Annotated in this window: 24 protein-coding genes and 1 riboswitch; of the genes, 14 read left to right on the top strand and 10 right to left on the bottom strand. The window is 39.6% G+C overall.

Annotated elements, in window-relative coordinates; translation table 11 throughout:
* Positions 1 to 117: 117 nt before the first annotated feature.
* On the top strand, positions 118 to 954 hold the full coding sequence (gene btpA / locus AA637_RS00570) for a photosystem I biogenesis protein BtpA (protein ID WP_446683466.1): 837 nt from the start codon (positions 118 to 120) through the stop codon (positions 952 to 954).
* A gap of 95 nt (positions 955 to 1049) precedes the next feature.
* Positions 1050 to 2057, top strand: coding sequence for a vitamin K epoxide reductase family protein (locus tag AA637_RS00565; RefSeq protein WP_446683465.1), 1008 nt, complete (start codon positions 1050 to 1052; stop codon positions 2055 to 2057).
* Between the two features lie 141 nt (positions 2058 to 2198).
* Here AA637_RS00565 and speB read toward each other — a convergent pair whose 3' ends face one another.
* The 3 genes from speB to AA637_RS00550 form a co-directional block, all read right to left on the bottom strand.
* Complete coding sequence (gene speB, locus AA637_RS00560; RefSeq protein ID WP_446683464.1) at positions 2199 to 3077, bottom strand: agmatinase; 879 nt, start codon at positions 3075 to 3077, stop codon at positions 2199 to 2201.
* Between the two features lie 351 nt (positions 3078 to 3428).
* Positions 3429 to 3623 carry a heavy-metal-associated domain-containing protein gene (locus AA637_RS00555; RefSeq protein ID WP_446683463.1) on the bottom strand — a complete coding sequence of 65 codons (195 nt, stop codon included), beginning with the start codon at positions 3621 to 3623 and terminating at the stop codon, positions 3429 to 3431.
* 199 nt (positions 3624 to 3822) lie between these two features.
* Positions 3823 to 5136: a dihydroorotase gene (locus AA637_RS00550; protein WP_446683462.1), complete on the bottom strand. Its 1314-nt coding sequence runs from the start codon at positions 5134 to 5136 to the stop codon at positions 3823 to 3825.
* A 356-nt stretch (positions 5137 to 5492) separates the two neighbouring features.
* On the opposite strand from AA637_RS00550, the gene AA637_RS00545 reads away from it, so the two are divergent.
* Positions 5493 to 7028, top strand: coding sequence for a hypothetical protein (locus AA637_RS00545; RefSeq protein ID WP_446683461.1), 1536 nt, complete (start codon positions 5493 to 5495; stop codon positions 7026 to 7028).
* A gap of 90 nt (positions 7029 to 7118) precedes the next feature.
* A riboswitch (cyclic di-AMP (ydaO/yuaA leader) is annotated at positions 7119 to 7257 on the top strand.
* 98 nt (positions 7258 to 7355) lie between these two features.
* Positions 7356 to 8699: an ArsB/NhaD family transporter gene (locus AA637_RS00540; protein WP_446683460.1), complete on the top strand. Its 1344-nt coding sequence runs from the start codon at positions 7356 to 7358 to the stop codon at positions 8697 to 8699.
* A 39-nt stretch (positions 8700 to 8738) separates the two neighbouring features.
* On the opposite strand, the gene AA637_RS00535 is transcribed toward AA637_RS00540, so the two are convergent.
* Positions 8739 to 9251 carry a gamma carbonic anhydrase family protein gene (locus tag AA637_RS00535; RefSeq protein WP_446683459.1) on the bottom strand — a complete coding sequence of 171 codons (513 nt, stop codon included), beginning with the start codon at positions 9249 to 9251 and terminating at the stop codon, positions 8739 to 8741.
* A 4-nt stretch (positions 9252 to 9255) separates the two neighbouring features.
* On the bottom strand, positions 9256 to 10188 hold the full coding sequence (locus tag AA637_RS00530) for a DUF6208 family protein (protein WP_446683458.1): 933 nt from the start codon (positions 10186 to 10188) through the stop codon (positions 9256 to 9258).
* Positions 10189 to 10522: 334 nt separating this feature from the next.
* Here AA637_RS00530 and AA637_RS00525 point away from each other — a divergent pair, with 334 nt between their 5' ends.
* The 4 genes from AA637_RS00525 to alr all read left to right on the top strand — a co-directional run bounded on the left by AA637_RS00525 (position 10523) and on the right by alr (position 15847).
* Positions 10523 to 11950, top strand: a complete 1428-nt coding sequence (locus AA637_RS00525; RefSeq protein WP_446683457.1) for an NADP-dependent isocitrate dehydrogenase — start codon at positions 10523 to 10525, stop codon at positions 11948 to 11950.
* 146 nt (positions 11951 to 12096) lie between these two features.
* Positions 12097 to 13158 carry an Mrp/NBP35 family ATP-binding protein gene (locus tag AA637_RS00520; protein WP_446683456.1) on the top strand — a complete coding sequence of 354 codons (1062 nt, stop codon included), beginning with the start codon at positions 12097 to 12099 and terminating at the stop codon, positions 13156 to 13158.
* A gap of 240 nt (positions 13159 to 13398) precedes the next feature.
* Complete coding sequence (gene rodA, locus AA637_RS00515; protein ID WP_446683455.1) at positions 13399 to 14658, top strand: rod shape-determining protein RodA; 1260 nt, start codon at positions 13399 to 13401, stop codon at positions 14656 to 14658.
* Between the two features lie 55 nt (positions 14659 to 14713).
* Positions 14714 to 15847: an alanine racemase gene (alr, locus tag AA637_RS00510; protein ID WP_446683454.1), complete on the top strand. Its 1134-nt coding sequence runs from the start codon at positions 14714 to 14716 to the stop codon at positions 15845 to 15847.
* A 21-nt stretch (positions 15848 to 15868) separates the two neighbouring features.
* Here alr and AA637_RS00505 read toward each other — a convergent pair whose 3' ends face one another.
* Entirely contained in the window at positions 15869 to 16759 is an 891-nt protein-coding gene (locus AA637_RS00505) for a S66 peptidase family protein (protein WP_446684505.1), read from the bottom strand.
* 168 nt (positions 16760 to 16927) lie between these two features.
* Here AA637_RS00505 and AA637_RS00500 point away from each other — a divergent pair, with 168 nt between their 5' ends.
* A complete protein-coding gene (locus AA637_RS00500) occupies positions 16928 to 17101 on the top strand; it encodes a hypothetical protein (protein WP_446683453.1) in 174 nt (57 codons plus the stop codon).
* 514 nt (positions 17102 to 17615) lie between these two features.
* Here AA637_RS00500 and AA637_RS00495 read toward each other — a convergent pair.
* The 3 genes from AA637_RS00495 to infC form a co-directional block, all read right to left on the bottom strand.
* Positions 17616 to 18302: a YggS family pyridoxal phosphate-dependent enzyme gene (locus AA637_RS00495; protein ID WP_446684504.1), complete on the bottom strand. Its 687-nt coding sequence runs from the start codon at positions 18300 to 18302 to the stop codon at positions 17616 to 17618.
* Between the two features lie 133 nt (positions 18303 to 18435).
* On the bottom strand, positions 18436 to 19677 hold the full coding sequence (argJ, locus tag AA637_RS00490; RefSeq protein WP_446683452.1) for a bifunctional ornithine acetyltransferase/N-acetylglutamate synthase: 1242 nt from the start codon (positions 19675 to 19677) through the stop codon (positions 18436 to 18438).
* A gap of 102 nt (positions 19678 to 19779) precedes the next feature.
* A complete protein-coding gene (gene infC, locus AA637_RS00485) occupies positions 19780 to 20316 on the bottom strand; it encodes a translation initiation factor IF-3 (RefSeq protein WP_069789677.1) in 537 nt (178 codons plus the stop codon).
* Between the two features lie 208 nt (positions 20317 to 20524).
* On the opposite strand from infC, the gene AA637_RS00480 reads away from it, so the two are divergent.
* Positions 20525 to 21376, top strand: coding sequence for a branched-chain amino acid ABC transporter permease (locus AA637_RS00480; RefSeq protein WP_446683451.1), 852 nt, complete (start codon positions 20525 to 20527; stop codon positions 21374 to 21376).
* A 36-nt stretch (positions 21377 to 21412) separates the two neighbouring features.
* On the opposite strand, the gene AA637_RS00475 is transcribed toward AA637_RS00480, so the two are convergent.
* The gene (locus AA637_RS00475) at positions 21413 to 22801 is read right to left on the bottom strand and encodes an amidohydrolase family protein (protein ID WP_446683450.1); all 1389 of its coding nucleotides are present in this window, start codon (positions 22799 to 22801) and stop codon (positions 21413 to 21415) included.
* 305 nt (positions 22802 to 23106) lie between these two features.
* Between AA637_RS00475 and AA637_RS00470 the strand changes: the two genes are divergently transcribed.
* The 4 genes from AA637_RS00470 to AA637_RS00455 all read left to right on the top strand — a co-directional run bounded on the left by AA637_RS00470 (position 23107) and on the right by AA637_RS00455 (position 26764).
* Positions 23107 to 24192: an outer membrane protein gene (locus AA637_RS00470; RefSeq protein ID WP_446683449.1), complete on the top strand. Its 1086-nt coding sequence runs from the start codon at positions 23107 to 23109 to the stop codon at positions 24190 to 24192.
* A 234-nt stretch (positions 24193 to 24426) separates the two neighbouring features.
* Positions 24427 to 25191, top strand: coding sequence for an MlaE family lipid ABC transporter permease subunit (locus tag AA637_RS00465; protein ID WP_069789674.1), 765 nt, complete (start codon positions 24427 to 24429; stop codon positions 25189 to 25191).
* Positions 25192 to 25447: 256 nt separating this feature from the next.
* Positions 25448 to 25873: a hypothetical protein gene (locus AA637_RS00460; protein ID WP_446683448.1), complete on the top strand. Its 426-nt coding sequence runs from the start codon at positions 25448 to 25450 to the stop codon at positions 25871 to 25873.
* Between the two features lie 105 nt (positions 25874 to 25978).
* On the top strand, positions 25979 to 26764 hold the full coding sequence (locus tag AA637_RS00455) for an ABC transporter ATP-binding protein (RefSeq protein ID WP_446683447.1): 786 nt from the start codon (positions 25979 to 25981) through the stop codon (positions 26762 to 26764).
* The last annotated feature ends 15 nt before the right edge of the window (positions 26765 to 26779 follow it).

Raw genomic sequence — 26779 nt, 5'->3', positions numbered from 1 at the left:
AAACAGAGAAATATTTGGCTAAGTTACCACGCACCATTAAAATAATAACTTGCTAAGAATATAAATTAATCTGACTCTACTTCGGCTCACCAAGGACAGACTATATATTAAATTTTTATGATCACTGAACAAATATTTGGCAAAAAAAATCCCATCATCGGAGTAGTACATCTATTACCTTTGCCTACTTCTGCCCGATGGGGGGGAGACTTAGAAGCCGTCATGGAAAGGGCAGAGCAAGAGGCCACGGCTTTGGCTGCTGGGGGTGTTGATGGTATTATTATTGAAAATTTTTTTGATGCTCCTTTTACTAAAGATAAAGTAGATCCTGCGGTGGTAAGCGCCATGACGCTTATAGTTGACCGCATTATGAATTTGGTTATGTTGCCCATCGGGTTGAATGTTTTGCGTAATGATGCCATGACCGCATTGGCGATCGCCTCTTGTGTGGGAGCAAAATTTATCCGAGTCAATGTCTATACAGGAGTAATGGCTACAGACCAAGGGTTGATAGAGGGTAAAGCCCACGACATTCAACGCTACCGCCGAGAATTGGGGCAGGATATAGCCATTTTTGCTGATGTGTTGGTAAAACACGCCCGTCCTTTAGGTAGTCCTAATTTAACCAACGCTGTTAAGGATACCATTGAAAGAGGTCTTGCTGATGCGGTAATTCTTTCAGGTTGGGCCACTGGTTTACCCCCCAATCTCGAAGATTTGGAACTGGCTCAACAGGCGGCTAACGGCACTCCTGTATTAATAGGTAGTGGTGCAGACATAGATAACATTAGTGAATTGATGGGGTCTGCCGATGGAGTGATTGTGGCAAGTTCAATCAAAAGAAAAGGTGATATAAATGAAACCATTGACCCTACTAGGGTATCTCAGTTTGTGGAGGCGGCAGGAGAAGTTGTAGAAAAAAAGCCCGAAAAAGTTAAGGAGATGAGGAGTTAATAATGGACAATGGCTTTTTTGTCTTTTGCCCCTTGATACCTGAAATAAAAAATAATTGCTAAAATTCAGATCTAAATAAATATAGAGAAAATATTATGATTCGTCGTCGTCGCAATGTACCGTGGATACAAAAAAATTCACGTTTAATTATAGGTGCGATCGCCCTTATAGGTCTTATATTAACTTCATACTTAACAATAACCTCCCTTGGTGGCGGTGAAGTGGTTTGCACAGGAGAAGAAGCGGGGGCTTGTGGTAGCGTTCTAGACAGTGCCTATGCCTATCCCCTCGATCCGGCTGGGAAAACAGGGCCTCCCCTCAGCGTATTTGGTATGCTAGGGTATCTTACCATGGGTGTTTTATCCCTTGCTCCCCTCGGCATTTCTTCAGAAAACAAGAAAAAATTAAGACAAAAGCTAGAAGCCAATAGCTGGTTACTAATTCTTGCCCTAAGTTTCGCCATGGCTACCTTTAGCGGTTATTTAATGTATGTTCTCGCCTTTGAGTTACAAACCGCTTGTTATTATTGTATTGGTTCAGCAATATTCTCCCTCAGTTTTCTTATCATGACTTTTGTGGGTCATGATTGGGATGATTTAGGACAAATTTTATTTGTTGGTGCCATTGTCGTTCTTGTAACCATTGTAGGGGCGATCGGAGTATATTCCAACGTTAATGCCCCCATTGCCAATCAAGAAACCCCCGTTGCCCCAGGAGAAAAAATTCCCATTTCTCGCCCCAACAGCGCCCCTCAACCCCCCACAGGATGGGATATTACCACCACCTCAGGGCCAGCGGAAATTGAACTGGCCGAACATTTGGCTTCCGTAGGTGCTACAAAATACACTGCCTACTGGTGTCCCCACTGTTATGACCAAAAACAACTATTTGGGGAAGAAGCCTATAATATCGTACCCCATGTGGAATGTACCCCCGATGGTTTAAATGGTGAACCTCAAAAATGCGAAGGAGTTGTGAGAGCATTTCCCACTTGGTTAATTGATGGGGAAGTTTATGAGGGTACTCAAACCCTTGAGCGTTTAGCCCAGTTAACGGGATACACAGGCAACACCGATTTTAAATACACTTTACCTGGCCGTTAAATCTAATTTATTTTATTTTCCACCTAACCCCTCCCCCACAGGCGAGGGGCTTTTTCTTTGTTATTTATATTGTGTCTGCCTATTACTTGATCTTTTGTTAACAACTCCTGATTACCTGAGCATTCCTTATGCCCTATTTCCTCACTTACTAACGTACCAATAACCTATTAACTTATAAATTAACTTAGCGGCGGTAAACTCTGATACCACTGAATCTTTAGTGGGAGCTAATTCCATCACATCGCAACCAATCACCTCAAAACCATTAAAAATCGCCTTCATAAATGCCAAAATTTGATACCAGTCAAGCCCCCCCGGTTCAGGGGTACCAACTCCTGGCATAAAATTAGGATCTAAACCATCTAAATCCATGGTTATAAATACTTTTTTGGTGGTGATTTTTTCTAAGGCTTGGTTTATCCAGTGGGGGTTGTAATAAATATCCCTTGCCCAGATGACAGGAATGTTTTTTTCTTTGATTAAATCTGCTTCTTCCTGACAGATAGCCCGAATGCCCACGGGAAGGGTTGGTAATCCTAGTTCTAATACTCTCCTCATCACACAGGCGTGATTATGAATAGAACCCTCAAACTCATGGCGCATATCTCCATGGGCATCTATTTGTACTACTGTAAAAGGTTCATTAATACTTTCTAAATAACCTTGTACTAATCCTGTGGTGATGGCGTGTTCTCCCCCAATACCGATTACAAATTTACCGTCTGCCACCATTTTTTTTACCGCTTCTTTGGTCGCTTCTAACATTTGCTCTGCGGTTAGTTCAGGATTTTTTCTTGTGTCTGCAATGCGATCGCCCGTAAAAATTTTAGTACAAAAACAAGTTTCAATACCTAGCTCCTCATCATAGCATTCTAATTGATCAGAGGCTTCCAACACCGCATCTGGACCATATTCACAACCTTTACGATAGGTGGTGGTTACTTCATAGGGAATCGGTAAAATAACTACTTCTGATTCTTGGTAATTAGATATAACTTCTGATTCTAAAAACTGCTTCATTCTATTTTGCTTCGGGGAAATTAATCAAATAATTTAGGCAATTATCTACTTTTGCCCGAATTTGATTTTATCTTAAAATGTTCCTTCCCTTTTTTCTGTTTTTTTGTGTCGAAGTATTAATTTTTTCTCGAAAAATAGATTCTTTATTGTTCGGGGGGTACTTTTATGTTATCCTGTAAAACAATAGAAAGCTAAAGTTTTTTAAGTACAAACAGTCAGATTTCTACTATATTAAACATAGTCTTATATTAGCTCAAAAAAAGCCCCAAAACAAGAAGGAAAGGTAATTTTGTTACAAATCGATACACAAAAAATCCCCTCCAGTGAAGTAGAGGGGTAAAAAAGATTTAGCTAATCAGCGCACTCATGACCAGCCTGGGCGATCGCACCTTTAATAATATCTACACTAGCTAGAGTTTCCACATTAACTATTTTATTAGGTATATCCACCGTAACTTGAGCTTTTGGCTCACTATTGATGATAGCCTTGGTAATAGTTTCAGCACATACTTCACAGGCAATGGAGGGAACTTTTACAGAAATCATAATCTTAATGGATAATGGATAATTGAGAATGGATAATTAAAGTTTACTTACATTCTTGTATTTTCCCACAACCTAATATCATGTTTGAGTAATCAGTTATGAAGAGGATCGGTTTTTCGTCCGCAAAACATCCCCCAATTCTGGGGGATTTCTCATGGTAAAGATTTATCCGAACTTAATAACACTTAATTCCCAACATCTAAGCATCAAAAGAAAGGGCTTTACCTCTTACCTCAGTGTTAATAATACCTTTTTCCATGGCGACTTGACCACCAACGATGGTATAAACTGGAAAGCCTGTTAAACTCCAACCCTCAAAAGGACTCCAACCGCATTTAGTTTGCAGGTTTTCACGTAACACAGGACGATGATTTTTTAAATCCACCAAGATTATATCGGCATCATAATCAAGGGCGATCGCACCTTTATTCGGTATATTATATAATTTAGCAGGGGCGCTACACATCCATTTGACCACATGGGCAAGGGTACACCGTCCTTTTTTATGCTCCGTCAACATCAAAGGCAAAGAAGTTTCTACCCCCGGCATTCCCGAAGGACTATTAGGATATTCCTTCGCTTTTTCCTCCAAAGTGTGGGGTGCATGGTCAGTAGCAATGCAATCGATCACACCATCCATTAACGCCTTCCATAATATATCATTGTTTTCGGGCGATCGCAACGGGGGATTCATCTGGGCAAAAGTGCCAATGGTTTCATAGGCATCGGTATTTAACAATAAATGTTGGGGGGTTACTTCCGTAGAAACCCAACTAGGCTTATGCTCCCGTAAATATTCCGCCTCAATGCCCGTACTCAAATGGAGAATATGTAACCGACGCTGATACTTCTTGGACAACTTCAAAGCCAACTTAGTGGCATTTAACGCCGCCGTCTCATCCTGAATGGTGGAATGGATAGCAGGTTTTGTAATACCATGAAACTCTTTTTTTCTTTCTACAATTCTACCCTGATCCTCCGCATGAACCGCAATTAAACGGCTTCCTTTGGCAAAAATCGGCTCAATTTGTTCTTCCGTACTCACCAACAAAGCCCCATGGGATGAACCCATAAATATTTTAATACCACAACTGGGGTTAGCATCTCGCAAATCATCCAAATTATCCGCCGTGGCACCCATAAAAAAGCCGTAATTGACCAAAGACTTTTGAGAAGCCCTGTATAACTTATCATTCAAAGCCTCTTGGGTAGTGGTTAGGGGGCGAGTATTAGGCATTTCCAGAAAAGAGGTAACTCCCCCCATGACACAGGCACAAGAAGCGGTAAACAAGTCTTCTTTATACTCCAAACCAGGCTCTCTGAAATGTACTTGAGGATCAATTACTCCAGGTAAAAGAGTTAACCCCTGAGCATCGATTATTCTTTCGTCTCCCACTTCTAAATCTGTGCCGATTTCTGCAATTTTACCTTGTTTTACCCGTACGTCTCCTAGTAAAATATCCCCATCAGGTAAAAATATTTCAGCTTGTCTAATCAATAAATCTGATGTCATAAGTATATTGCTCAATTTTTTTTCTTTATTCCTTGCTATGGCTAGTATTTAGATTGTTATTTCTCAGCCCTAACAGGAGACAACTATTGATTAAAGTATATTATTTTATTATCTACTATAGAGTATTTTCTTTAAAAACTTTATAAAGTGTAATAAAACATTGCTATGTCAGTAGTGAAATCTTTAAAGGTATCAAATGGGATTTGGTGAAAAAGTGCTTTAATGGGGCAAGTGGTGGATGAGCCAGAATGCTAAATCCGTGCAGGTATTAGGTTGAAATACTTGTTTATTAAGGGTTATAGGATAATATTTATTTTGAATAAATTATTATTTATCAACAACAATTATCAAAACCAATGAAAAGTCCCATTGTTAAAAATATCAAAAAAACCACCAAACCAGTATCTTGGATTTATAATTTCTGGTTTGATAATATCTATGTGGCTAAACTAATGGCGCTCGTTTCCCTTGCTAACTTGGGAGTAGTTGCCTTTGATTTAACCTATATTCCCTTCCGTGATATATGGCTAAATGGAGTGATTACAGTAGGCAATTTCAAAGTTGGCCCTTACGAGTACGACGGTTACAGACTTACCATTGTGCCAAAATCAGTGCGAGAAACGGTAATTGAGTATGATGCTGTCAAAGGAATTGAGCCTTATCGAGATACCCAACAATATTTAGATACCGTTGTTGAATTGCAAAATACCATTGATGCCTCTGGTTTAGATTCTCCTCAAACAAGGGAAGTATTGGCAATGTTACGGGAAATGAGTGCCGAAATGATTTCTCAAGACCCTTTTCAGTTAGCCAATAAAAGTGGTAACTTAGAAAAGATTAAAAATATAATGCGCGATCGCATGGCAGATCCCATCTCAAATCCTCGTGACTCTGCCACCGTAGCCTTTGAAAACTTTTGGAACTCGGATCACTTAGAAGGACAAATAGACGAAGAATTAACCTTTTTTGAAAGAGAAATTGCCCCCTTAATTAACACTAATTATTATCGTCCCATCGGTGAAAATGGTCAATTTGTAGATTATTTCGGCTTAATAGATTTTCCCTTTATTGTCATAATATTTGCTGACTTCTTGCTAAGGTCATTTGTCATTAGCCTACGCTATCACGGAATCAAAATCCAAGACGCAATTTTTTGGCGTTGGTATGATCTAATATTCTTTTTACCAACCCTACGATGGTTAAGAATAATCCCCGTAGCAGTCAGACTTGATGAAAGTAAATTAATTTCCTTAAAATCTATTAAAAGACAAGCCAGTCAAGGATTTGTTGCCAGTATTGCAGGGGATATTACCGAAGTAATTATTTTAAGAATTCTCAATCAATTACAAAACGTTATCAAAGATGGTTACATAGAAAATTCTTTATCTCCTGAAAATACTCAAAAAGAATATATCGACATAAACGATACTAACGAAATTGGAGAAATTTTCAAATTAGTTATTGAATTAGTAGCCAATCAAGTATTACCAGAAATCCGCCCCGAAGTAGAAGACTTACTAAACTACCTTATCGAAAAAAGTATTACCGAATCTCCCGCTTATCAAAGTGTCGCTCATCTTCCTGGTTTAGCAAAATTTCCTCAAAATATTAGTCAAAGAACATCTACCCAAGTATATTCAATACTATTAAAAACTATTCAACAAATGTTAAAAGAAGATCCCGTATTTGATGACCATGTGGAAAAAATTATTACAAAATCAGGCTCCACTCTAACCCTTTCCGTAGGTGCAAAACATAACCTTGAAGTTGTAGAATCTCTGTTATATGATCTACTCGAAGAAATAAAAATTAACTACGTCAGACAACCCTCCGACGAAGAAATTGAAGCTCTCCTTGACGAAACTAGAGCATTAAGGCAAATGGACAACTAAAAAATTGAATAATTTTTGTTACGCAAAACACCACAAAATAAAATTGAATCTGTTAATATTTCTTGTAGAGAAAGTCAGCTTAGTCCTCAAATAAAGTTTGTATTAATTTTATTAAAAAAAGAGGAGCGGGGGAACCAATTTTGGGGCTTATCTTTAAAGGTAATTTAAAGAAGGACATCTCTCAGTCCTAGCCCGTCAGCTAACCTCGTAAGCATTGGGAGGAGACCAAAAAAGTAGTGTTCTGTGAGAAAACTATAATCAATTTAGGTATCCGAATAAGACGCATCTCTTCATCACATTAAACCTTATTCAATCTTAAAAAAAATAATGATCAATTTGTCTAGCTTAGTGGCAGGAGGCGTTTTCGTCGCTGTTATTGCCCTTATCATGTCGGAAAAGGTACATCTTACCGTGGCAGCTTTATTGGGTTCTTTGGTTTTGGTATTTGCCCATATTATGACCCTAGGGGAAGCGGTAGAATATATTAGTAGAAGTCACGCTACCCTAGGCTTATTTTTTGGTGTAATGGTTTTAGTTAGGGCATTTGAACCTACCAATATTTTTGCTTATTTAGCAACCAAAATTGTTTTATGGTCAAAGGGTAGGGGTAATTATTTACTATTAGGTATTATCGGTATTACTGCCCCTATTTGTGCAGTACTTCCCAATGCTACCACCGTAACCCTTCTTGCCCCTTTAATTCCTCCTTTGGCAGAGGAAATAGGTATTAATTTTGTTCCTTTAATTATTTTGATGGTCATTGTGTCTAATAGTGCGGGATTATTAACCATCGTGGGAGATCCTGCTACTTTTATAGTAGGAGATTCTATTAATATGAGTTTTTTTGATTACCTCACTTCCATGAGTTTTGCTGGAGTTTTAGCTGTCGGCACCGTGATTATCATGACTCCTTTTCTGTTTAAAGAAATATGGCATAGTAAATTTACCAATTTTGACCAATTACCCATGCCTGAAATTAATCACCCTCGTGTTTTAGTAGCAGGTACTTTAATCATGGTTTTTGTACTGCTATTTTTTATATTTGGAGATTTATTACCCATACCCCTTTCCCCCGCAGCTGTTGCTTTAATGGGGGCAACTTTAGCTTTATTGTTAGCCCATCAAAGTAAAATTGACACGGTACAAAATATCTTAAAGGATGTAGATTGGAGTACCTTACTTTTTTTCATGTCCGTATTTGTCTTAATTGGGGGATTGGAAAAAACAGGGGTTATTAGTAACATTTCCAATATTTTTGGTTTTTTGTTGGGGCAAAATATTTTTATGGCTTCTATTGTTTTAATCTTTGTAGTGGGTGCTTTATCGGCGGTTATACCTAATATTCCTCTGGTGGTAGGGATGATACCTCTGTTAAAAGAATATTTATTTAGTGCAGGATTAGTAGGGGCAGAGGTGCTACAAAATGATTTTAGTGGCAATTATCCTTCGGTGGTGTTGCCTTTATTTTTTGCGATGATGTTTGGGGCTACTTTGGGGGGAAATGCCACCCTAGTAGGGGCTTCTGCTAATATTGTGGGGGCTGGGGTGGCTGAGTTGCACGGGAAAACGATTTCTTATGGTACTTTTTTGCGTTATGGTTTACCCATTACCATTGCTCAATTAATGGTTTCAGCTATTTATATTAGTGTTTATTTTTTACTTAACGGTTAAGGTGCGCTGGAAAAAATCACCAATGACAACTAATAATCCTTACTCAAAACCCTTATGGTTACTTCTACCTCGATGATATAACCCTAATTGATAATACTTCATAGCGTGTTCAATTAATTCTTTTTGTTGAGTAGAAGTCACATCCTTCGCTTTTTTGGCAGGAATACCTACCATTAAAGAATAGGGTGGTACATCTTTGGTGACGATACAACCAGCACCAATAATACTACCTTCTCCCACGGTGACTCCATCTAAAACCACCGCCCCAATGCCGATTAAACATCCCTTCCCAATGTGGGCAGAATGAATTACCGCCCGATGCCCTACGGTGACATATTCTTCTAAGATAGTAACTTTGCCTGGGTCTCCATGCAATACGGCTCCATCTTGAATGTTAGTATAATCACCAATTATTATTTTCTCCACATCCGCCCTGACTACGGCAGAATACCAGATACTAACTCCTTCTCCGAGGGTGACATCCCCCATGACAGAGGCGTTATCAGCAATAAAAGCAACATCAGGAAAATTATTTTGAGTTAATATTTGCATGGATTTATTTGTTAAAAGATGTATTTAAAGTAATGTGCAAATCGGTAAATTCTTGGGGTGGTTTTCCTTGATTTCTCACCCTAATTAGATAGTAGCCTTTGTTTGTTACTGGTTTAGTTTTTTCTGTCAAATCTTTTAATTGAAACCATTGTATGGGAAGGCTAGTGCGATCGTAGATGGTAATATAAATATCATATTTATTAAGGGTATTTTGATCAACTTCAATAGTCAGGATTTCCCCTTTATCTAAAGCATCATAATAAAATTTGGTATCGATCGCCCCTACGGGTAAAAATTCATACTTAACAAAGGAATCAGGCAAATATATTTTCAGTTTTAAAACAGTATAAATGTAATAATGAATAGCTAAAAAATACCAGTTTTTTTTCTGAATTATAGTTTTATAAAAACCATTACTATCATTAGGTATTTTCTTGGTAGGAGTAAATTCTTTACCGTCTATTCTTACCGCAGGTAAGGTTAATTTTTCTCCATAATTGTAATACCTTAAGCCGATGGTATATTTTCCTTTTTTTAGTTTAATTGATTGCCACTGCTCCTGATTATCAACCTTTGAAGCAATAGTGTCGATGGTATCGTAATTGGGAAAACTATAAAAAATCGCAAACCAAGATTTAGCGGAATTGTTCGCCGAAGCTACCTCTAAACTAAGGTCATTTTCCACCATAAAAGGGCCCAAAGTTCCGATAATAGCATGGGTATTCCAACGGGGTGCTTTAGTCATCAGTACCCCCATATTAATAGCAGAAGACACCAATTGATTATCAATTACCCGCCATTGATTAGCTTTTTTTTGATTAACCTTTAAATAAATAGTGTAAAGATTGCCGATCAAAAATTTATTTACTTTCGCAAAAATAAAAGAAGAAATAGCCAAAGGAATTTCAATAATTAAACCGACATTTTTAATGGACATAACAAAAAGAATAATAGAAAGAAATAATCAATAATTGCTACCGATACAAGAAGCAAGCAAACAATATGGATTAGAAATTAATTGTCCATTGTCCATTGTCTATTGTCCATTGTCAATTATTTAGTAGGGAATGGGGAATAGGCAATGGGGAATGGTGAAAATTTGATGCTTCCATTTAGTTGATAATATTAGGGAATGATGAATTGAGAAAATACCTTTGCAATTTCACAAGATCAAAAAAAAGAAGTTTAATTTTGACATTTAAATGACAAACCCTTGATATATTATGATCTTGTAATCACGCAATTTATAACTTTTGATAAGGCAACCGAATATGTTTGAAAAATTGACCCCCCCTCAAGAAGGTACTAAAGTTAAGTTTGAAAATGGTAAACCCATTGTTCCTGATGATCCCATTATTCCCTTTATCCGTGGAGATGGTACAGGGGTAGATATTTGGCCTGCTTCAGAGAAAGTTATTGATGCCGCTGTGGCTAAGGCTTACGGCGGTAAACGTAAAATCAACTGGTTTAAAATCTATGCAGGGGATGAAGCCTGTGAAAAGTACGGTACTTTTCAATATTTACCAGAGGACACTTTAACGGCTATTCGGGAGTATGGTATCGCCATCAAAGGACCCCTTACAACCCCCGTAGGAGGTGGTATTCGCTCTTTAAACGTTGCTCTACGACAAATTTTTGATTTATATGCCTGTGTACGCCCTTGTCGTTACTATCAGGGTACTCCTTCCCCCCACAAAAGCCCTGAAAAATTAGATGTAATTGTATATCGGGAAAACACAGAGGATATTTATTTAGGGATTGAATGGAAGGAAGGTTCGGAAATTGGTCTAAAGTTGATTGGCATACTCAATGATGACTTGATTCCTGCTACCCCTGAGCATAAAAATAAAAAAATTCCCCTCGATGCAGGGATTGGGATTAAACCCATTAGTAAAACTGGCTCTCAGCGTTTGGTGCGTCGTGCCATGGAAAACGCTCTCCGTCTGCCCAAGGAGAAACAAATGGTTACTTTGGTGCATAAGGGTAATATTATGAAATACACTGAAGGGGCTTTCCGTGATTGGGGTTATGAACTTGCGGTGACGGAATTTCGTGATGTGTGTGTAACCGAAAGAGAGTCTTGGATTTTGGGTAATAAGGAGGCTAATTCTGATATTTCCATCGAAGATAATGCTCGTAAAATTGACCCCGGGTATGATGGCTTAACCCCCGAGAAAAAAGAGGCGATATGTGCTGAGGTGGAGGGAGTTTTGGCTTCTATCTGGGATACCCATGGGGATGGTAAGTGGCAGGATAAGGTAATGGTAAACGATCGCATCGCCGACAGTATTTTTCAACAAATCCAAACCCGTCCTGATGAGTATTCTATCTTAGCTACCATGAACCTCAACGGAGATTATCTTTCTGATGCGGCAGCGGCCATTGTGGGTGGTTTGGGTATGGGTCCTGGTGCCAATATTGGGGATAATTGTGCTATTTTTGAAGCTACCCATGGCACAGCCCCTAAACACGCTGGATTAGATAGAATTAATCCCGGTTCGGTAATTCTTTCGGGGGTAATGATGCTGGAGTTTATGGGGTGGCAGGAAGCTGCTGATTTGATTCGTGATGGCATTAGCCGTGCGATCGCCTCTAGGCAAGTAACCTATGATTTAGCAAGGATGATGACTCCCCCTGTCGAACCTCCTTTGAAATGTTCTGAATTTGCCGATGCCATTATCAGCAACTTTGACAGTTAATTAGTCCGTAGGGGTTGAATAGTGTTCAACCCTGATGATATGAAAATTCATTATCAATTCTCAATTATCAATTCTCAACGATGATATATTTACTTATAGGGGAATGATTTAACATTTCAGAACTATAAGAGAATATTTATTAAACCATGGTTGATACCCAATCTGTTTTAGAAGTTTTAAAACCAGTTCAAGATCCAGAACTACAAAAAAGTTTAGTGGAATTGAACATGATTCGCAACGTAAAAGTAGAGGGGGGAGATGTCAGTTTTACCCTAGTATTAACTACCCCTTCTTGCCCTTTAAGAGAGTTTATTGTAGAAGATTGTGAAAAAGCCGTTAAAACCTTGTCGGGGGTGGAAAAAGTATCGGTAGAAGTAACCGCCGAAACCCCTTCCCAAAAACCTTTGCCCGATCGCACCTCCGTTGATAAAGTAAAGAATATTATTGCCATTTCCAGCGGTAAAGGGGGAGTAGGTAAAAGTACCGTAGCCGTTAACGTGGCGATCGCCCTTGCCCAAGCAGGATCAAAAGTTGGTCTATTGGACGCAGATATATACGGGCCCAATGCCCCCACCATGTTAGGGTTAGTAAATGCCCCCATCAACGTCACCAAATCCCCCGCAGGAGACATTTTAGAACCTCTCTTCAACCATGGCATTAAGATGGTATCCATGGGCTTTTTAATCGATCCAGATCAACCCGTCATGTGGCGTGGCCCCATGTTAAACGGTATTATCCGTCAATTCCTTTATCAAGTCAACTGGGGGGAATTAGATTATTTAATCGTGGATATGCCCCCCGGCACAGGGGATGCCCAACTAACCCTCGCCCAAGCAGTACCCCTCGCAGGCGCCGTCATTGTCACGACTCCGCAAACTGTTTCCTTACAAGATGCCCGTCGTGGTTTGAAAATGTTTGAGCAATTAGGAACTAATATCCTCGGTATCGTTGAGAATATGAGTTATTTTATTCCCCCCGATATGGAAAACCGTAGTTATGATATTTTTGGCTCTGGGGGAGGAGAAAAAGCCTCCAAAGAATTACAAGTACCCTTACTCGGCTGTATCCCCATCGAAATGTCCGTGAGGGAAGGAGGAGATAATGGTATTCCCGTCACCGTCGCCCATCCTGAGTCAGAATCAGCCAAAGCCCTTGTCAAAATTTCTCAACAAATAGCCGCTAAAGTATCCATAATGGCGTTAGCATAATTATCTAAAACTGTACATTAGATAAAAAAAACAAAACCTAATGTATTACAAGGGGTTAAAACCCCTTATATCTCCGATATAACAAACATTCTGCCCAGAATAATAATTAGAAAACACCACAATAACTCTAATTATTCGCTACCATCTAGCTAATTAGTATTGAACTACAAAACATCAGGTTTAAATTGACCTTGTAAAAACTAAATTTCCATGGGCTATTCCCCACACATTAATCATAAAATGATAACTTCTCAAAGATCAAAAGATTGGTTTTTAATCATCCTGACAGTAATTTTAACCGCCATTAGCTGTGTCACTATCTACACCACCCAAGTTTATGAACAAGGGGATAACTGGCAACAGCAGTTAATCATGGGCATCATTGGCTTAGGCTGTCTCATTGGTTTAAGTCGTTGGCGATATGACTCCCTCTTAAAATTCCATTGGCTATTATATGCACTGACTAATATATCATTGCTAGTGGTTATTTTTGCGGGAATAACCGTCAATGGCGCCCCTCGTTGGATTAACATTGCTGGTTTTAATGTGCAACCTTCCGAATTTGCAAAATTAGGTCTTATTATCACCCTTGCCGCTATCCTCCATCATCAAGATGCCTCGAAGTTATCTAGTATTTTTAAAGCATTGGCGGTGGTAATTGTGCCTTGGGCATTAATTTTTATTCAACCAGATTTAGGTACATCCTTAGTTTTTGGGGTGGTAACTTTGGCAATGCTTTATTGGGCTAATGCCAACTTTGGTTGGATTCTGTTGATGATTTCACCTTTATTTTGTGCCTTTTTGTTTAACTTGTTTTTGCCTGGTTGGGTGGTTTTTACGGCTCTAATGGTCTTAATTGCTTGGTTTACTTTACCTGATCGCGCCTTATGGAGTATTTTAGTATTATTTATTAATTACAGCGCTGGAAAATTGGGCGGTTTTTTGTGGAATCTGCTCAAAGATTATCAGAAAGCCCGAATTACGCTCTTCCTTGACCCCGAACAAGACCCTTTAGGGGGGGGGTACCATCTAATTCAATCCCGCATTGCCATCGGCTCTGGGGGGCTATGGGGCAACGGTTTTATGAATGGCAGTCAAACTCAACTTGATTTTGTTCCCGAACAACATACGGACTTCATTTTCAGTGCGATCGCCGATCAGTTCGGTTTTGTCGGTTCTGCGGTAGTATTAGTGTTAATCTGGCTGGTATGTTGGCGTTTGGTGTACATTGCCACCAGAGCAAAAGATAATTTTGGCTCTTTAATTGCCATTGGGGTTTTAGCGATGATTGCTTTTCAGGCTATTATCAACATTGCCATGACGGTGGGACTCGCCCCCATTACGGGGATTCCTCTACCTTTTATCAGCTATGGGCGCTCGTCTTTACTTACCAACTTTCTCGCCTTTGGTATCGTAGAATCCATTGCTAGTTTTAAGGTATCGAAGAAAATTAAGAAGACGGCTAAAAATAATTTTCCATCATTTATGATCAGAGATTAATTCCTCACATTGTAATTGTTCAAAATTCATTGTTTTTTTATCGTCCATCTAAATAGTGAGTAATCAAGATTTCAACTTTCAAACCCGAAGAGCTTGGGTAAAAATTGACCATCAAGCCCTAGCTCATAATGTACGCACCCTTAAAGGTATCCTTGCCCCTGAAACTAAATTAATGACTGTCATTAAAGCTGATGCCTATGGTCATGGAGCCATTACTGTGGCCAAAACAGTTTTGGAGTCTGGGGCAGACTACTTGGCGATCGCAACTTTATCCGAGGGCATAGAACTCAGGCAAGGGGGAATTAACCATCCCATGATGATTTTAGGTGCTATCAATACTCCCGATGAAATAAAGGAGATTATCCAATGGAAGTTAGAGCCTACTATTTGTAACCCTGAACAGGGAGCTATTTTTGCGAAAACTCTCTCTGATTTGGGGGTAAGTTTACCTGTACATTTAAAAATTGATACAGGGATGTCCAGACTAGGTACGCTGTGGCATGAAACCGTTACTTTTGTCAAGGAAATAAAAAAATCTCCCCATGTACACATTAAGAGTCTTTATTCTCACTTGGCTACCGCTGATGACCTTGACCCCACGGTAATGAACTTACAACATGAGCGTTTTAAAGAGGCTATTAACGACCTAAAAGCGAATAATATCAACATTCCCATGGTGCATCTAGCTAATTCGGCGGGAACAATGGTGGGTCAAGAGTTGCACTATGATATGGTTAGGGTTGGTTTGGCGTTGTATGGGTTATATCCTGCACCCCATCTTCGAGATAAAGTTTCTCTCAAGCCTGTGATGGAAGTAAAAACCCGTATTACCCACATCAAAAAAGTTCCCATGGGTACGGGAGTTAGTTATGGGCATAGTTTTAAGTGCGATCGCCCCTCCACCATTGCCGTCATCGGAATCGGGTACGCCGATGGAGTTCCTCGACTTTTATCTAATAAAATGAAAGTAATAATTAACGGTAAATATGTACAACAAATAGGCAATATTACCATGGATCAAATTATGTTAGATATTACGGATTTTCCTGAGTGTAAGGTAGGAGATATAGTAACTTTAATCGGCAGAGATGAAGATATAGCAGTAAGTGCCGATGACTGGGCAAATACTATCGGGACAATTTCATGGGAAATATTATGTGGTTTTAAACATAGATTACCTCGGATTTAAAATAAATAACTATCTATGCTGTTATCCTACTTCCAAAAGTCCTTTATCCCCATCAATGTAAGCCATTTGCCCCAAGGGTAAACAAGCATTTTCTCCATCATGACCAAAAGGTAAATCACTAACAATGGGAATATTTAACCCCCCTAATCTTTCTTTTAAAACCTCTTTTACCGTCCAACTAGGGATATTTTCAGGCACATCACAACCACTAAAACGCCCAAGGGCGATACCTTTTACTTTTTCTAATACTCCCATCAACCGCCACTGAGTCAGCATTCTATCGAGGCGATAGGGGGCTTCGCCCACATCTTCTAGGGCAAGGATAACCCCATCAAAACTAGGACATAGAGGAGTACCTAAAATATTAGTGGCTACGGTTAAATTACCCCCCAACAACCTTCCTTTTTGTTTTCCACCGCCCCATCCTTTTCCCCTTAAAGGTGCCACGGCTTTCCCTTCTAAGTAGTCAAATAGTCTTTGTAGTGAGGAGGGAGATTCTTGGCTAATGGTGGTAATAACTGGACCATGAAGCGTTGTAATATTTTCTTGATAAAGACTCCATAATAGGGTGGTGACATCGGAAAAACCGATCAACCATTTGGGGCTATCTATGGGCATCCACTGCCAATTTTCTAAAAGTCTTGCTCCTCCATAACCTCCCCTGACGCAAATTATGCCCTTGTATTCTGGATTTGTCCATGCTTTCTGGAGCGCTTGTCTGCGTATCTCATCACTCCCTGCTAAATAACCATCTTGGGCCAGATAGTTTTCCTCTAAATCGATATGGTAGCCCCTATCTTCCCAGACTTTTAACCCTGCTAAAAATTTTTCCTTTTCTTTTTCTCTTAATGTACCACAAGGGGCGATCGCCATTAATCGATCATTTACTTTCAAAGGAGGAGGCAACAACATATTGACAAAAATAAAAACAAAATAATTAATAATTGTTAACAATTAATAGAGTAATTGTCAATTGTAAAGAAATATAGCAAAATATAAACCTTCTTGACAAAAAAAAGTATTAATTAAGAGACAATGTTATCTTAGATACTTAATGATTAAAAACTTTTTTTAAAAGCTATGCAAAGACCTCAAGAAAAAGATCTATTAAGTGCTGGACTAACCGCTGCCGTGGGTGCAGGAATCATTACCTCTTATGCTGTAAGTCATGGTCAAAATCCATTAGTAGCCACCGCTATTACTATATTTTCAGCTGTATGTGCGGTTATTTGTCATCAGGCTGATTTGATTTAATAGTAGTAATTAATACTCATTATAAAAAACATAATTACTCACTTTAATAAACATAAAAGATTGTCATATAAAGTCTTCTTAAAAAATAAAAAAGAAATAATATTAAACAAGTTTTGATATATAGCAATTATCATGATTACGGGGTACAAAACGATTCCCCTAAATCCCCCTTAATAAGGGGGACTTGAGAATAATAAATGTACCTCATACTTATAAAAAACGCTATAAGTAGGTTGGGCGAAATTAATTATAGCTCTTATTTTATTAAGACTCTTATGAACAAGGGGTTTAAACCCCTTGCCTAAATCGATTTAATTATGCCTACTTACTTTCCATTTATACATAATACCAAATCCTGTTTAGATAGTATGTCTATTTACTCGAAATCACTGGGGTTTATAGTAGTTATTAGTTTACTTTTAGTTTAGGATTTGGTATAAGAGACTTTTTTATTTAATATGTGGAAAAGATGTTTCTATGATGAACCTAAATATCAAAGATTCATAGCCAATTACTAATTATTTCTCCTTCTTCCAAAAATAATCGTACCCAAACGAATCATTGTAGCCCCCGCCTCAATAGCTAAAGGATAATCCCCTGACATTCCCATGGACAATTGATTAAAATCAGAACCAAAATTAGTCCTCAATTTATCACCCAAAACCTTAACATTCTTAAAAGCCCCCAGAGTTTCATGTTTCGATAAGCCCAAGGGTAAAATAGCCATTAAACCCCGTAAGTTTAATGAATTAAGCTCTTTAATCTCCGGCACATCTTGCCACAAAGCATCGACATCCCAACCATACTTCGATTCATCTGGTAATATTTTTACTTGTAAACATACCTGCGGTAACTGTGTAATCACCCCTGCCGATAGTGCCTCTTCGGCTAAACGATTGACTCTTTTGGCAATTTTTAAGCTATCAATGGAATGAATCCAAGGAAAATTTTCTACCGCCCTTTTTGCTTTATTACTCTGTAAATGCCCGATAAAATGCCAACAAATATCTGATAAATCTTGCAACTGCTCTTTTTTGTCCAAAGCCTCCTGTAACCGATTCTCTGCAAAGTCACGAATTCCCACACTATAAGCTGTGCGAATACTCTCCACTGGCATAGTTTTACTCACCGCAATGAGACGAATATCTGAAGGTATTGTTTTCTTAATCTTCTCTATTTGAGTCACCATTGAACTATCCATTGAAAAATCTATTTTAATACCACTACTAATGATTAATCTTAGGACATTACGACTCATTTATTATTGCTGTCATTAAGAAAGGGGCTTGGAACCCCTTTCATGTATTAATTTTCGTCTAATCAAACCAAAACCATTAAGTAGTATATTCAGCATTAATTTTGACATAGTCATAACTGAGATCACATCCCCAAGCGATGCCACTGCCCGAGCCACCGCCCACGGATACAGAGATTAAAACCGTATCTCCTTTCAAATATTCCCCTTGGGAGGCTTGTTTGAGGTAGTTACTGGCTGCCTGACGATCAAAGGTTTGGGGTTGCCCTCCTTCCATGAGTAGGAAATCTCCCAATTTAATGATCAAATCTTCTTGGTTAAACTGTACCCCTGCCCTACCTGCGGCGGCGGCAATTCTGCCCCAGTTGGGATCTCGGCCGAAAATGGCGGACTTGACGAGGGATGAGCCCACAATGGTTTTAGCAATCTTATTGGCGGAGGAATCATCGATCGCCCCTTGTACCTGAACTTCGATCAAACAGGTAGCTCCTTCCCCGTCACGGGCGATGGCTTTGGCGAGATGCTGACAAACAGCGGTTAACATTGCCTCGAGTTTCTGCCCATTTTTGTCCATGGTGGTAATGGCAGGGGTGCGAGACTGCCCATTGGCAAGGGCGATTAAACTATCATTGGTACTGGTGTCACCATCCACGGTAATCTGATTAAAACTTTTATCAGCTGCTCGTTTGAGCATTTGTTGCCATAACTGAGTCGATACCGCCGCATCACAGGTAACAAAACTGAGCATGGTTGCCATGTTAGGGTGAATCATGCCCGAACCCTTGGCAATGCCCCCTATGCGCACAGGACGACCATCTATGGTGGTTTCGAGGGCGATGGACTTGGTCACTAAATCCGTGGTGATAATGGCTTGGGCTGCTGATGCTCCCCCATCTTCGGAGAGTTGATCTACTAATTGAGGGATTGCCCCCATCATCACATCCATTTTAATTCTTTGTCCGATTACCCCTGTAGAGGCGAGAAGAATAGAGTCAGAAGAAATATTTAATTTTTCCCCGAGGGCTTGGGCGGAGGCGATCGCATCTTGCCACCCTTGTTCTCCTGTGGCGGCGTTTGCTTGTCCTGCATTACATAAAATTGCCCTCGCACTGGCTTTTTTTTGCAAGTTTTGACGACAATAATCCACACAGGCAGCCCTTACCTGAGAAGTGGTAAACACCCCTGAGGCGATCGCATCGGTTTCCGACCATATTAGGGCTAAATCAGGGGCTTTAGAAGGTTTTAGACCTGCGGTAATCCCTGACGCTTTAAAGCCTTTGGGGGCAGTGATCCCCCCCTCTATTTCTTGCCAATCAGTCATAAGATAATGGATAATTTAAAATGGATAATTGATAATTAAAAGAAATGGACAGTTGACTTTCTCTTAATTCATCAATCTGCCCGGGGTTTTAATCTTTAAACATTATTTTTTCGGAGAAAGGAGCATAATCATATTACGACCTTCTTTTTTTGGTCTTTGCTGAATTTCAGCCATTTCCCCTAAATCTAGGGCCATGCGCTCTAACAATTCCTGTCCAAGATGAACGTGTTGAGCTTCCCTACCTCTAAAGTTGATGGTGGCCTTAACCTTATCTCCCGAATTGAGAAAGCGTTTCGCCTGACTGACTCGCACCTGATAATCATGCTCATCAATTTTGTAGCGCATTTTTACTTCCTTCACATCGGCAGTGTGTTGCTTTTTCTTGATTGCCCTTGCCTTTTTCTCTTGCTCAAACTTGTATTTACCATAATCCATAATTCGGCAGACAGGGGGATCAGAGGTTTCACTAACCAATACTAAATCCAACTCTTTCTCATCCGCAATCCGATTGGCATCTCTAGTGTCGAGGATGCCCAATTGTTCTCCATCGGTATCGATGACACGAACTTGAGGGAAGCGAATATTATCGTTAATTTTTGGTAAATCTCTTTGATTTCTTTTATTGTTGCTATAGGTCACAGGCTTTGATTAATTTCTCCAATATGCGAATACAACTTTTATACTTACTAAGGGTTTACTTGTGAATGATTACATTTTAGCGGACATACTGATTATTATAATGTGTCCTTGTCAAAGTAGGTCATTTTTTGTCTATTCTACTGCTAAGATTTAAACCTGATACAGAATGCAATATTTTTTTAATAAAGATTTAAGATTTAATTAATAAATGGAAACAATTCAAAATCTTTTTAACGGCTTGACGGTGGGAAGCATCATCGCTTTGGCGGCGGTGGGCTTAACCCTAACCATGGGAATTTTAAAGTTATCTAATTTTGCCCATGGAGATTTTTTAACGGCGGGGGCTTATGTCACTTGGCTAGTTAATACCAATGGGGTAAATGTTTGGCTGTCTATGGGGGTGGCGGTGGTAGTAATCACGGGGTTAATGTTACTCACTGAACAACTGTTGTGGAAACCGATGCGCAATCAACGGGCGAGTAGTACCAGTTTGATTATCATATCCATTGGTTTAGCGTTATTTTTGCGTAATGGCATTTTGTTTATTTGGGGTGGTAGTAACCAAAACTATGCTTTGCCGTTGGTGGAGGCTCTTAATGTGGGGGGAGTAAGGGTTGCTTATTATCGTGTCATTGTGATTATTTTAACGGTACTAGCCATTGTGGCGTTACATTTTATTTTACAAAATACCAAGATTGGTAAGGGCATGAGAGCGGTGGCCGATAACATCGATTTAGCGAGGGTTTCGGGAATTAATGTGGAGCAGGTAATTTTATTCACTTGGGTGTTAACGGCGGTGTTAACGGCTTTTGGGGGCGGTTTATATGGCTTGGTGACGGTGGTACGTCCGATGATGGGGTGGTTTTTGATTTTGCCCATGTTTGCGGCGGTAATTTTGGGGGGGATTGGTAATCCTTATGGTGCGATCGCCGGGGGCTTAATTATTGGTGTGGCTCAGGAAATGAGTGTTCCTCTAGTGGGCTCAGAGTATAAGTTAGGGGTTGCTTTGGTGGTGATGATTGTGGTGTTATTATTCCGCCCCCAAGGAATTTTTCGATAGGGCGGACGATGGTTTTCAATACCTAACACCACCTAATTAACTAAGGGTATTTTTATAAATTTTGCCGTCTTTAACGATAACCCTAAATTTGTTGGCATAGTCTCCCATAATAGAAAGATCTTCTAAAGGATTACCATCTACTAAAATTAGGTCAGCATAAGCATCTTTTTCGATTACCCCTAAAGCACCTTCCTTATAAGGATTACGCTCCCCTGATAGTTTCAATAGTTGAGCATTATCATGGGTAATAAGTTTTAGGGCTTCAAAAGGAGTAAACCACTCTGTTAGGTTGACAATATCTTGATTTTGTCTTTGATTACGTTCTGGTACAAATAAATAATCCGTACCCCACGCCAACTTGATATTATATTTTTTTGCCCAGTTAAAAGCATTGGTTACCCCCTGTACCACCAAAGTCCTTTTAGCTTTTTGTTCTTCGGTAAAACCGGGGGTTTCTCTTTCCTCAAATACCTGCGCACTAAGCCAAATATCTTTTTCGGCTAAAATTTTCATGGTGTCTTCGTCCAACAGTTGCCCATGTTCGATACATTTTACTCCCGCCTCAATGGCTCGTCGGACGGCTCTGGGGGTGTAGGCATGGACGGTGACGTATGTTCCCCAATCAGCGGCGGCCTCAACGGCGGCTTTCATCTCATCGAGGGTATATTGGGTTACGTCAATGGGATCATAAATGGAAGAAACTCCTCCCCCTGCCATCACTTTGATTTGTGATGCTCCTTGGCGTAAGTTCTCTCTGGTGGCGGTCAGTACGTCATCCCGTCCATCAGCAATAAATGTGGCTCCCATCTCTTCTCCACGGGATATGGTGCCTCCAAAGCGGCGAGAGCGTTCGTTGAGGGTACGAAAATCACCATGGCCTGATGTCTGGGAAATCATGGCACCACTGGGATAAATGCGAGGCCCTGGGACTTGTCCTTGGTCAATCTTTCTTTTCAATGGAAAAACTGGGCCACCTAAGTCTCGAACTGTGGTAAAACCTCTTAATAACATCTCCTCGGCTTGTACTTCTGCTCTGGCGAAAATGGTTTCTTCGGTGACGTTGGGGGATAAAAGTTCGGGGAGGGTGCTAGATGTAAAGATTAGGTGAACGTGGTTGTCAATCAATCCTGGCATCAAAATCCGACCGTTGCCATTAATTCTGGTGAGGTTTGCCCCTGATGGTGGGTTGATTCGGTTGGTGTTAATTTCTTGAATTTTGTTGTCAATCACTAAAACATTGGAGGGGGCAGAAAGTTGTTCTGATTGACCGTTAAAAATACGTACATTTTCAAAGAGAATGCTACTGTTTTGCCCTGAATTTTGAGCCATGATGGTTGATTGGCTCTGGGCTAGGGTTTGTTGGGCTGTAAATGCTAATACAACTGTTAACAATAATCCTATGATTATTTTATAAGGCGATCGCATGGGATCTGGTTCTCCTTTTTGGGTTACATTTTAAGCCTACATTTTTTTTGACTATGAGTATGGATTTTGTTACATGAATTTTATACTTGCTCGTTTTTAGGGAACGGGGAACAGGCAACGGGGAATGGTGATAATATTTTGATGTCTAAATTTCTAACGTTATTCAATTAGGTTTTATACCATAATTAGATAGTATCGATACTAAAAAAATTTTTCTCATTTTTGTAATAAATTTTGACTTTTTTCTTTTTTGTCTTTTACACTTACGATTATCTATTTAAAATTTGGTGTTGAGGTCAGTTTCAATGTGCAAAAAAAGTTTGTTGCTATGTCCTTGGGTTATGGTTGGTGGGTTAATGGCGATCGCCCCTTATGCTCAAGCCTCTGGAGTACCGATAAATCCCATCATCGTTGACGGTAATGAGGAAATCATCACTGATTCTGAGAGGGAAACGGAAGACATTAAAGTGACTCAAAAAGGAATTGACGCTGGATTTGAATTTACACAAATCAACGCAGACATAGACTTTTTTTGGGATGCAACCATGAAAGAAAATGGACTCGTTAGCCAGAGTGCATCGGATTTGGAAACCGAAGAAACTAGCTCTGCAAATTCTTGGCATTTTCTCGTGCAACCTTCTATTTATGTTCCTTTTACGATTTACGGTGATGCCGCCGCTGGTAGTGTGAATGGTGATTTTTCCCTAGATGCTAGTCAGATCAGAAAAAGCATCAAAGATGACCTCAATTTTGCTTTTTTTGGCAGAGTAAAGGCTTGGAATCCTGATTATCGTTGGGGATTTTTTGCGGACTTTGATTACCTGTCTTCCGATAACAGTGCTTCGGTAACTCGTACTTTGCCCCCTTCCTTTGGCGGTATTCCCATCACCTTAAATGGTGAGGTTGACAGCACATTATGGTCTTTATCTTTGGGAGGGGCTTACCGTTTTTATGATCCATCGAAGGTTAATCCAGATGGGGTAGAAACGGAATTTGACCTGGGGCGATCGGTTTTTGATGTGTTTGGGGGACTGAATATCACTGGGGTTGACCTAGGATTAAACTTTAGTAGCCCTGGTTTGGGTAGGGCCAGTTTTAATGGTGATACAACGGTGGTATCGCCTATTATTGGCGGACGAGCAAGGGTTAATCTTTCTCCTCAGTGGGCATGGGTTACGGGAGGCTCTGTGTCTGGTTTTGGTATTAGTGGCTTAACCCAATGGAATCTTGGTACGGGGGTTGATTGGAAGTTTTCTGAAGGCAAGACTTCTTTAGGTTTGGGTTATCGCTTTGGCTATACCAGTTATACTTCTAATTTAACCAGATCAACGGATTTTGATGTGGATGTTAACCAAAATGGGCCCTATGTAAATGTTTCTTTTCGTTTCTAACTGACGTTACGCACTCATTTATAAGTTAAGTTTTAACAAGGGGCTTAAGCCCCTTGCCTAACTCCTAGCCCCCTAACCAGCACGTGTACAAACACAATATGAACATCCAACGTTTTTACCATCTTAAACTAATTATATTTTTGCGTAACATCAGTTTCTAACTAAAGACAATTTTGTAGAATACAAGGGGTCATTCGTCTTATAATCAACAACTACCCCCATTGCATCTTCATAATGAATAAACTTTTTCAACGTATCTCCTCTGCAATTTTTTTAACGGGACAGATTGTAATTCATCTTATCCAATTGAAAGTATATCGTCTCAATACCATCGAGCAAATGTCCTTCGTCGGGCCTGCTTCTTTACCCATTGCCCTGATAACGGCGGCCTTTGTGGGGATGGTATTTACTATTCAAGTGGCACGGGAGTTTATTTATTTTGGAGCCACTAGCGCCGTGGGGGGAGTATTGGCGATCGCCCTTACCCGTGAACTAGCCCCCGTACTTACCGCTGTGGTCTTGGCGGGGAGGGTAGGCAGTGCCTTCGCCGCCGAAATCGGCACTATGAAAGTTTCTGAACAAATTGACGCGCTCCAGATCTTAAAAACAGATCCTGTTGACTATTTAGTGACTCCCAGAGTTTTATCCTGCTTTTTTATGCTCCCTATATTAACGATGTGTTCTTTGGTGGTGGGTATTACGGGAGGATTGATTATTGCGGAGTCTTTGTACGATATTCCTAGTAGGGTTTTTCTTGATTCCATTCGCAACTTTTTAGGTACTTGGGATGTAATTGCTTGTATGATAAAGTCCGCTATTTTTGGGGCTTCCGTAGCCATTATCGGCTGTAACTGGGGTTTAACCACCAGTGGAGGTGCCAAAGGAGTGGGGCAATCTACCACCGCCGCCGTGGTTATTTCTTTGATTACCATTTTTATGTTAAATTTTATTCTCTCTTGGCTTATGTTTCAGGGTACGGGAAGCGCTGTAATAAGTTAGGGGGAACAATTCTCTTCTTTTCTAAAAACATATTAATAGAATAGAATTATTAGAGAGGAAATTATTTTTCTTTAGCTTATTGCACGATAAAACTAAGGGAAGATACTTTCAAGCCTATCAAGAACCTAATAATATTTTTCTGTTTTAACCAAATGTTATCCCTGCATTTTCTAACCCCAAATTGTTAAATGATGCTTTAAGATTGTTAAGTAATTTGGCTCAATTTTAAACCAAAACTTAATCAATCTGTAAATGTATGAAAAAAACTATTTTAATCTTGTCTACCCTTAGCTTTTTCCTTGTAGGGTGCGATCGCGCTGCCCTCGATGGCTTAAACTTAAAAATTAATGCGGATATTCGGTCAGATTATGATGAACAAACCCAAACCATAGAAAACTCTTCTGATAACAATAATTCCGCCAACTCCCCATCCAATACCAACACTAGCACCAATTCTAATCCTCCTACTTCTAATAATACTAATGCGGTGGATAATTCCGATAGTCCTAGAAGTTTATCTCCCATTGCCCAGTGTAGTAGCTCAGATATTACCATGAGAGCGAACCAAGAGTTTTATAGTAGTAGAGGACAAGTTAAATCCATTGACTCTAAAAATGAGGAGGAAATGAAAGCATGGAAGGAAATTCGTGCCAACATTGAAGCAGAATGCCAGAGCAATTGACAATCAAGAATTAACCATGGACAATTAGGATCAATCAATATTTTCTTGTCCACGAAACAAAACCACCTTTTATAATTCATAATTTCTCCTCATTTTTTACCCCTTATGACAGAAAAAGAACCTATTATTAAACTGCGAGGAATCAAAAAATCCTTTGGTAAAAATACAATTTTAGATGGAATCGATCTAGATATTTATCAGGGAGATGCTCTGGTGATTATAGGACCTAGTGGTACGGGAAAATCAACGGTTTTACGAATAATTGCAGGGTTAATGCTTCCTGATGAGGGGGATATATATATCCATGGGGAAAAGCGAGAGGGGTTAATTGATGATCATGATGATTCTATGGCCATTAGTATGGTGTTTCAACAGGCGGCGTTGTTCGACTCTTTGACGGTGAGGGAGAATGTCGGTTTTTTCCTTTATCAACATTCCCATTTATCAGAGGATAAAATTAGCAGTATTGTGGATCAAAGTCTGGACATGGTGGGTTTACCAGGTAGGGGAGATTTATATCCAGCGGAACTTTCGGGGGGAATGCGAAAAAGGGTCAGTTTTGCCCGGGCGGTTACTTTTAACCCAGATAATCCGTTGCAATGTCCCGAGGTTATTTTATATGATGAACCTACAGCGGGGTTAGATCCCATCGCTTCCACGGTAATTGAAGATTTGGTGACAGATTTAAGGGTATCTAGTGAGGCTTGTAAAACCTATGTTATGGTAAGTCATCAGGAGAGTACAATTCGGAGAACGGGCGATCGCCTCGTATTCTTATATAATGGTAAAGTTCAATGGCAAGGTAAAGTTGGGGAAATTGATACTACTGAGAATGAATTAGTCAGACAATTTTTTAGTGCAAAAAGAGAAGGTCCAATTCAAGTAGTTTAATGAGGTTAGATTAAA

Source organism: Cyanobacterium sp. HL-69 (genome assembly GCA_002813895.1).
Classification (GTDB): domain Bacteria; phylum Cyanobacteriota; class Cyanobacteriia; order Cyanobacteriales; family Cyanobacteriaceae; genus Cyanobacterium.
This window is presented reverse-complemented; position numbering and strand designations above follow the sequence as displayed.

Bases quoted from the DNA above. Each gene is read 5' to 3' on its own strand.
- AA637_RS00525 (WP_446683457.1), top strand. From the start codon at position 10,523: ATGTTTGAAAAATTGACCCCCCCTCAAGAAGGTACTAAAGTTAAGTTT.
- AA637_RS00505 (WP_446684505.1), bottom strand. From the start codon at position 16,759: ATGTTGTTGCCTCCTCCTTTGAAAGTAAATGATCGATTAATGGCGATC.
- AA637_RS00550 (WP_446683462.1), bottom strand. From the start codon at position 5,136: ATGACATCAGATTTATTGATTAGACAAGCTGAAATATTTTTACCTGAT.
- AA637_RS00555 (WP_446683463.1), bottom strand. From the start codon at position 3,623: ATGATTTCTGTAAAAGTTCCCTCCATTGCCTGTGAAGTATGTGCTGAA.
- AA637_RS00540 (WP_446683460.1), top strand. From the start codon at position 7,356: ATGATCAATTTGTCTAGCTTAGTGGCAGGAGGCGTTTTCGTCGCTGTT.
- AA637_RS00455 (WP_446683447.1), top strand. From the start codon at position 25,979: ATGACAGAAAAAGAACCTATTATTAAACTGCGAGGAATCAAAAAATCC.
- AA637_RS00565 (WP_446683465.1), top strand. From the start codon at position 1,050: ATGATTCGTCGTCGTCGCAATGTACCGTGGATACAAAAAAATTCACGT.
- rodA (WP_446683455.1), top strand. From the start codon at position 13,399: ATGATAACTTCTCAAAGATCAAAAGATTGGTTTTTAATCATCCTGACA.
- btpA (WP_446683466.1), top strand. From the start codon at position 118: ATGATCACTGAACAAATATTTGGCAAAAAAAATCCCATCATCGGAGTA.
- speB (WP_446683464.1), bottom strand. From the start codon at position 3,077: ATGAAGCAGTTTTTAGAATCAGAAGTTATATCTAATTACCAAGAATCA.
- AA637_RS00475 (WP_446683450.1), bottom strand. From the start codon at position 22,801: ATGCGATCGCCTTATAAAATAATCATAGGATTATTGTTAACAGTTGTA.
- AA637_RS00460 (WP_446683448.1), top strand. From the start codon at position 25,448: ATGAAAAAAACTATTTTAATCTTGTCTACCCTTAGCTTTTTCCTTGTA.
- AA637_RS00530 (WP_446683458.1), bottom strand. From the start codon at position 10,188: ATGTCCATTAAAAATGTCGGTTTAATTATTGAAATTCCTTTGGCTATT.
- AA637_RS00520 (WP_446683456.1), top strand. From the start codon at position 12,097: ATGGTTGATACCCAATCTGTTTTAGAAGTTTTAAAACCAGTTCAAGAT.
- AA637_RS00545 (WP_446683461.1), top strand. From the start codon at position 5,493: ATGAAAAGTCCCATTGTTAAAAATATCAAAAAAACCACCAAACCAGTA.
- AA637_RS00535 (WP_446683459.1), bottom strand. From the start codon at position 9,251: ATGCAAATATTAACTCAAAATAATTTTCCTGATGTTGCTTTTATTGCT.
- AA637_RS00465 (WP_069789674.1), top strand. From the start codon at position 24,427: ATGAATAAACTTTTTCAACGTATCTCCTCTGCAATTTTTTTAACGGGA.
- AA637_RS00500 (WP_446683453.1), top strand. From the start codon at position 16,928: ATGCAAAGACCTCAAGAAAAAGATCTATTAAGTGCTGGACTAACCGCT.
- argJ (WP_446683452.1), bottom strand. From the start codon at position 19,677: ATGACTGATTGGCAAGAAATAGAGGGGGGGATCACTGCCCCCAAAGGC.
- AA637_RS00470 (WP_446683449.1), top strand. From the start codon at position 23,107: ATGTGCAAAAAAAGTTTGTTGCTATGTCCTTGGGTTATGGTTGGTGGG.
- AA637_RS00495 (WP_446684504.1), bottom strand. From the start codon at position 18,302: ATGGATAGTTCAATGGTGACTCAAATAGAGAAGATTAAGAAAACAATA.
- AA637_RS00480 (WP_446683451.1), top strand. From the start codon at position 20,525: ATGGAAACAATTCAAAATCTTTTTAACGGCTTGACGGTGGGAAGCATC.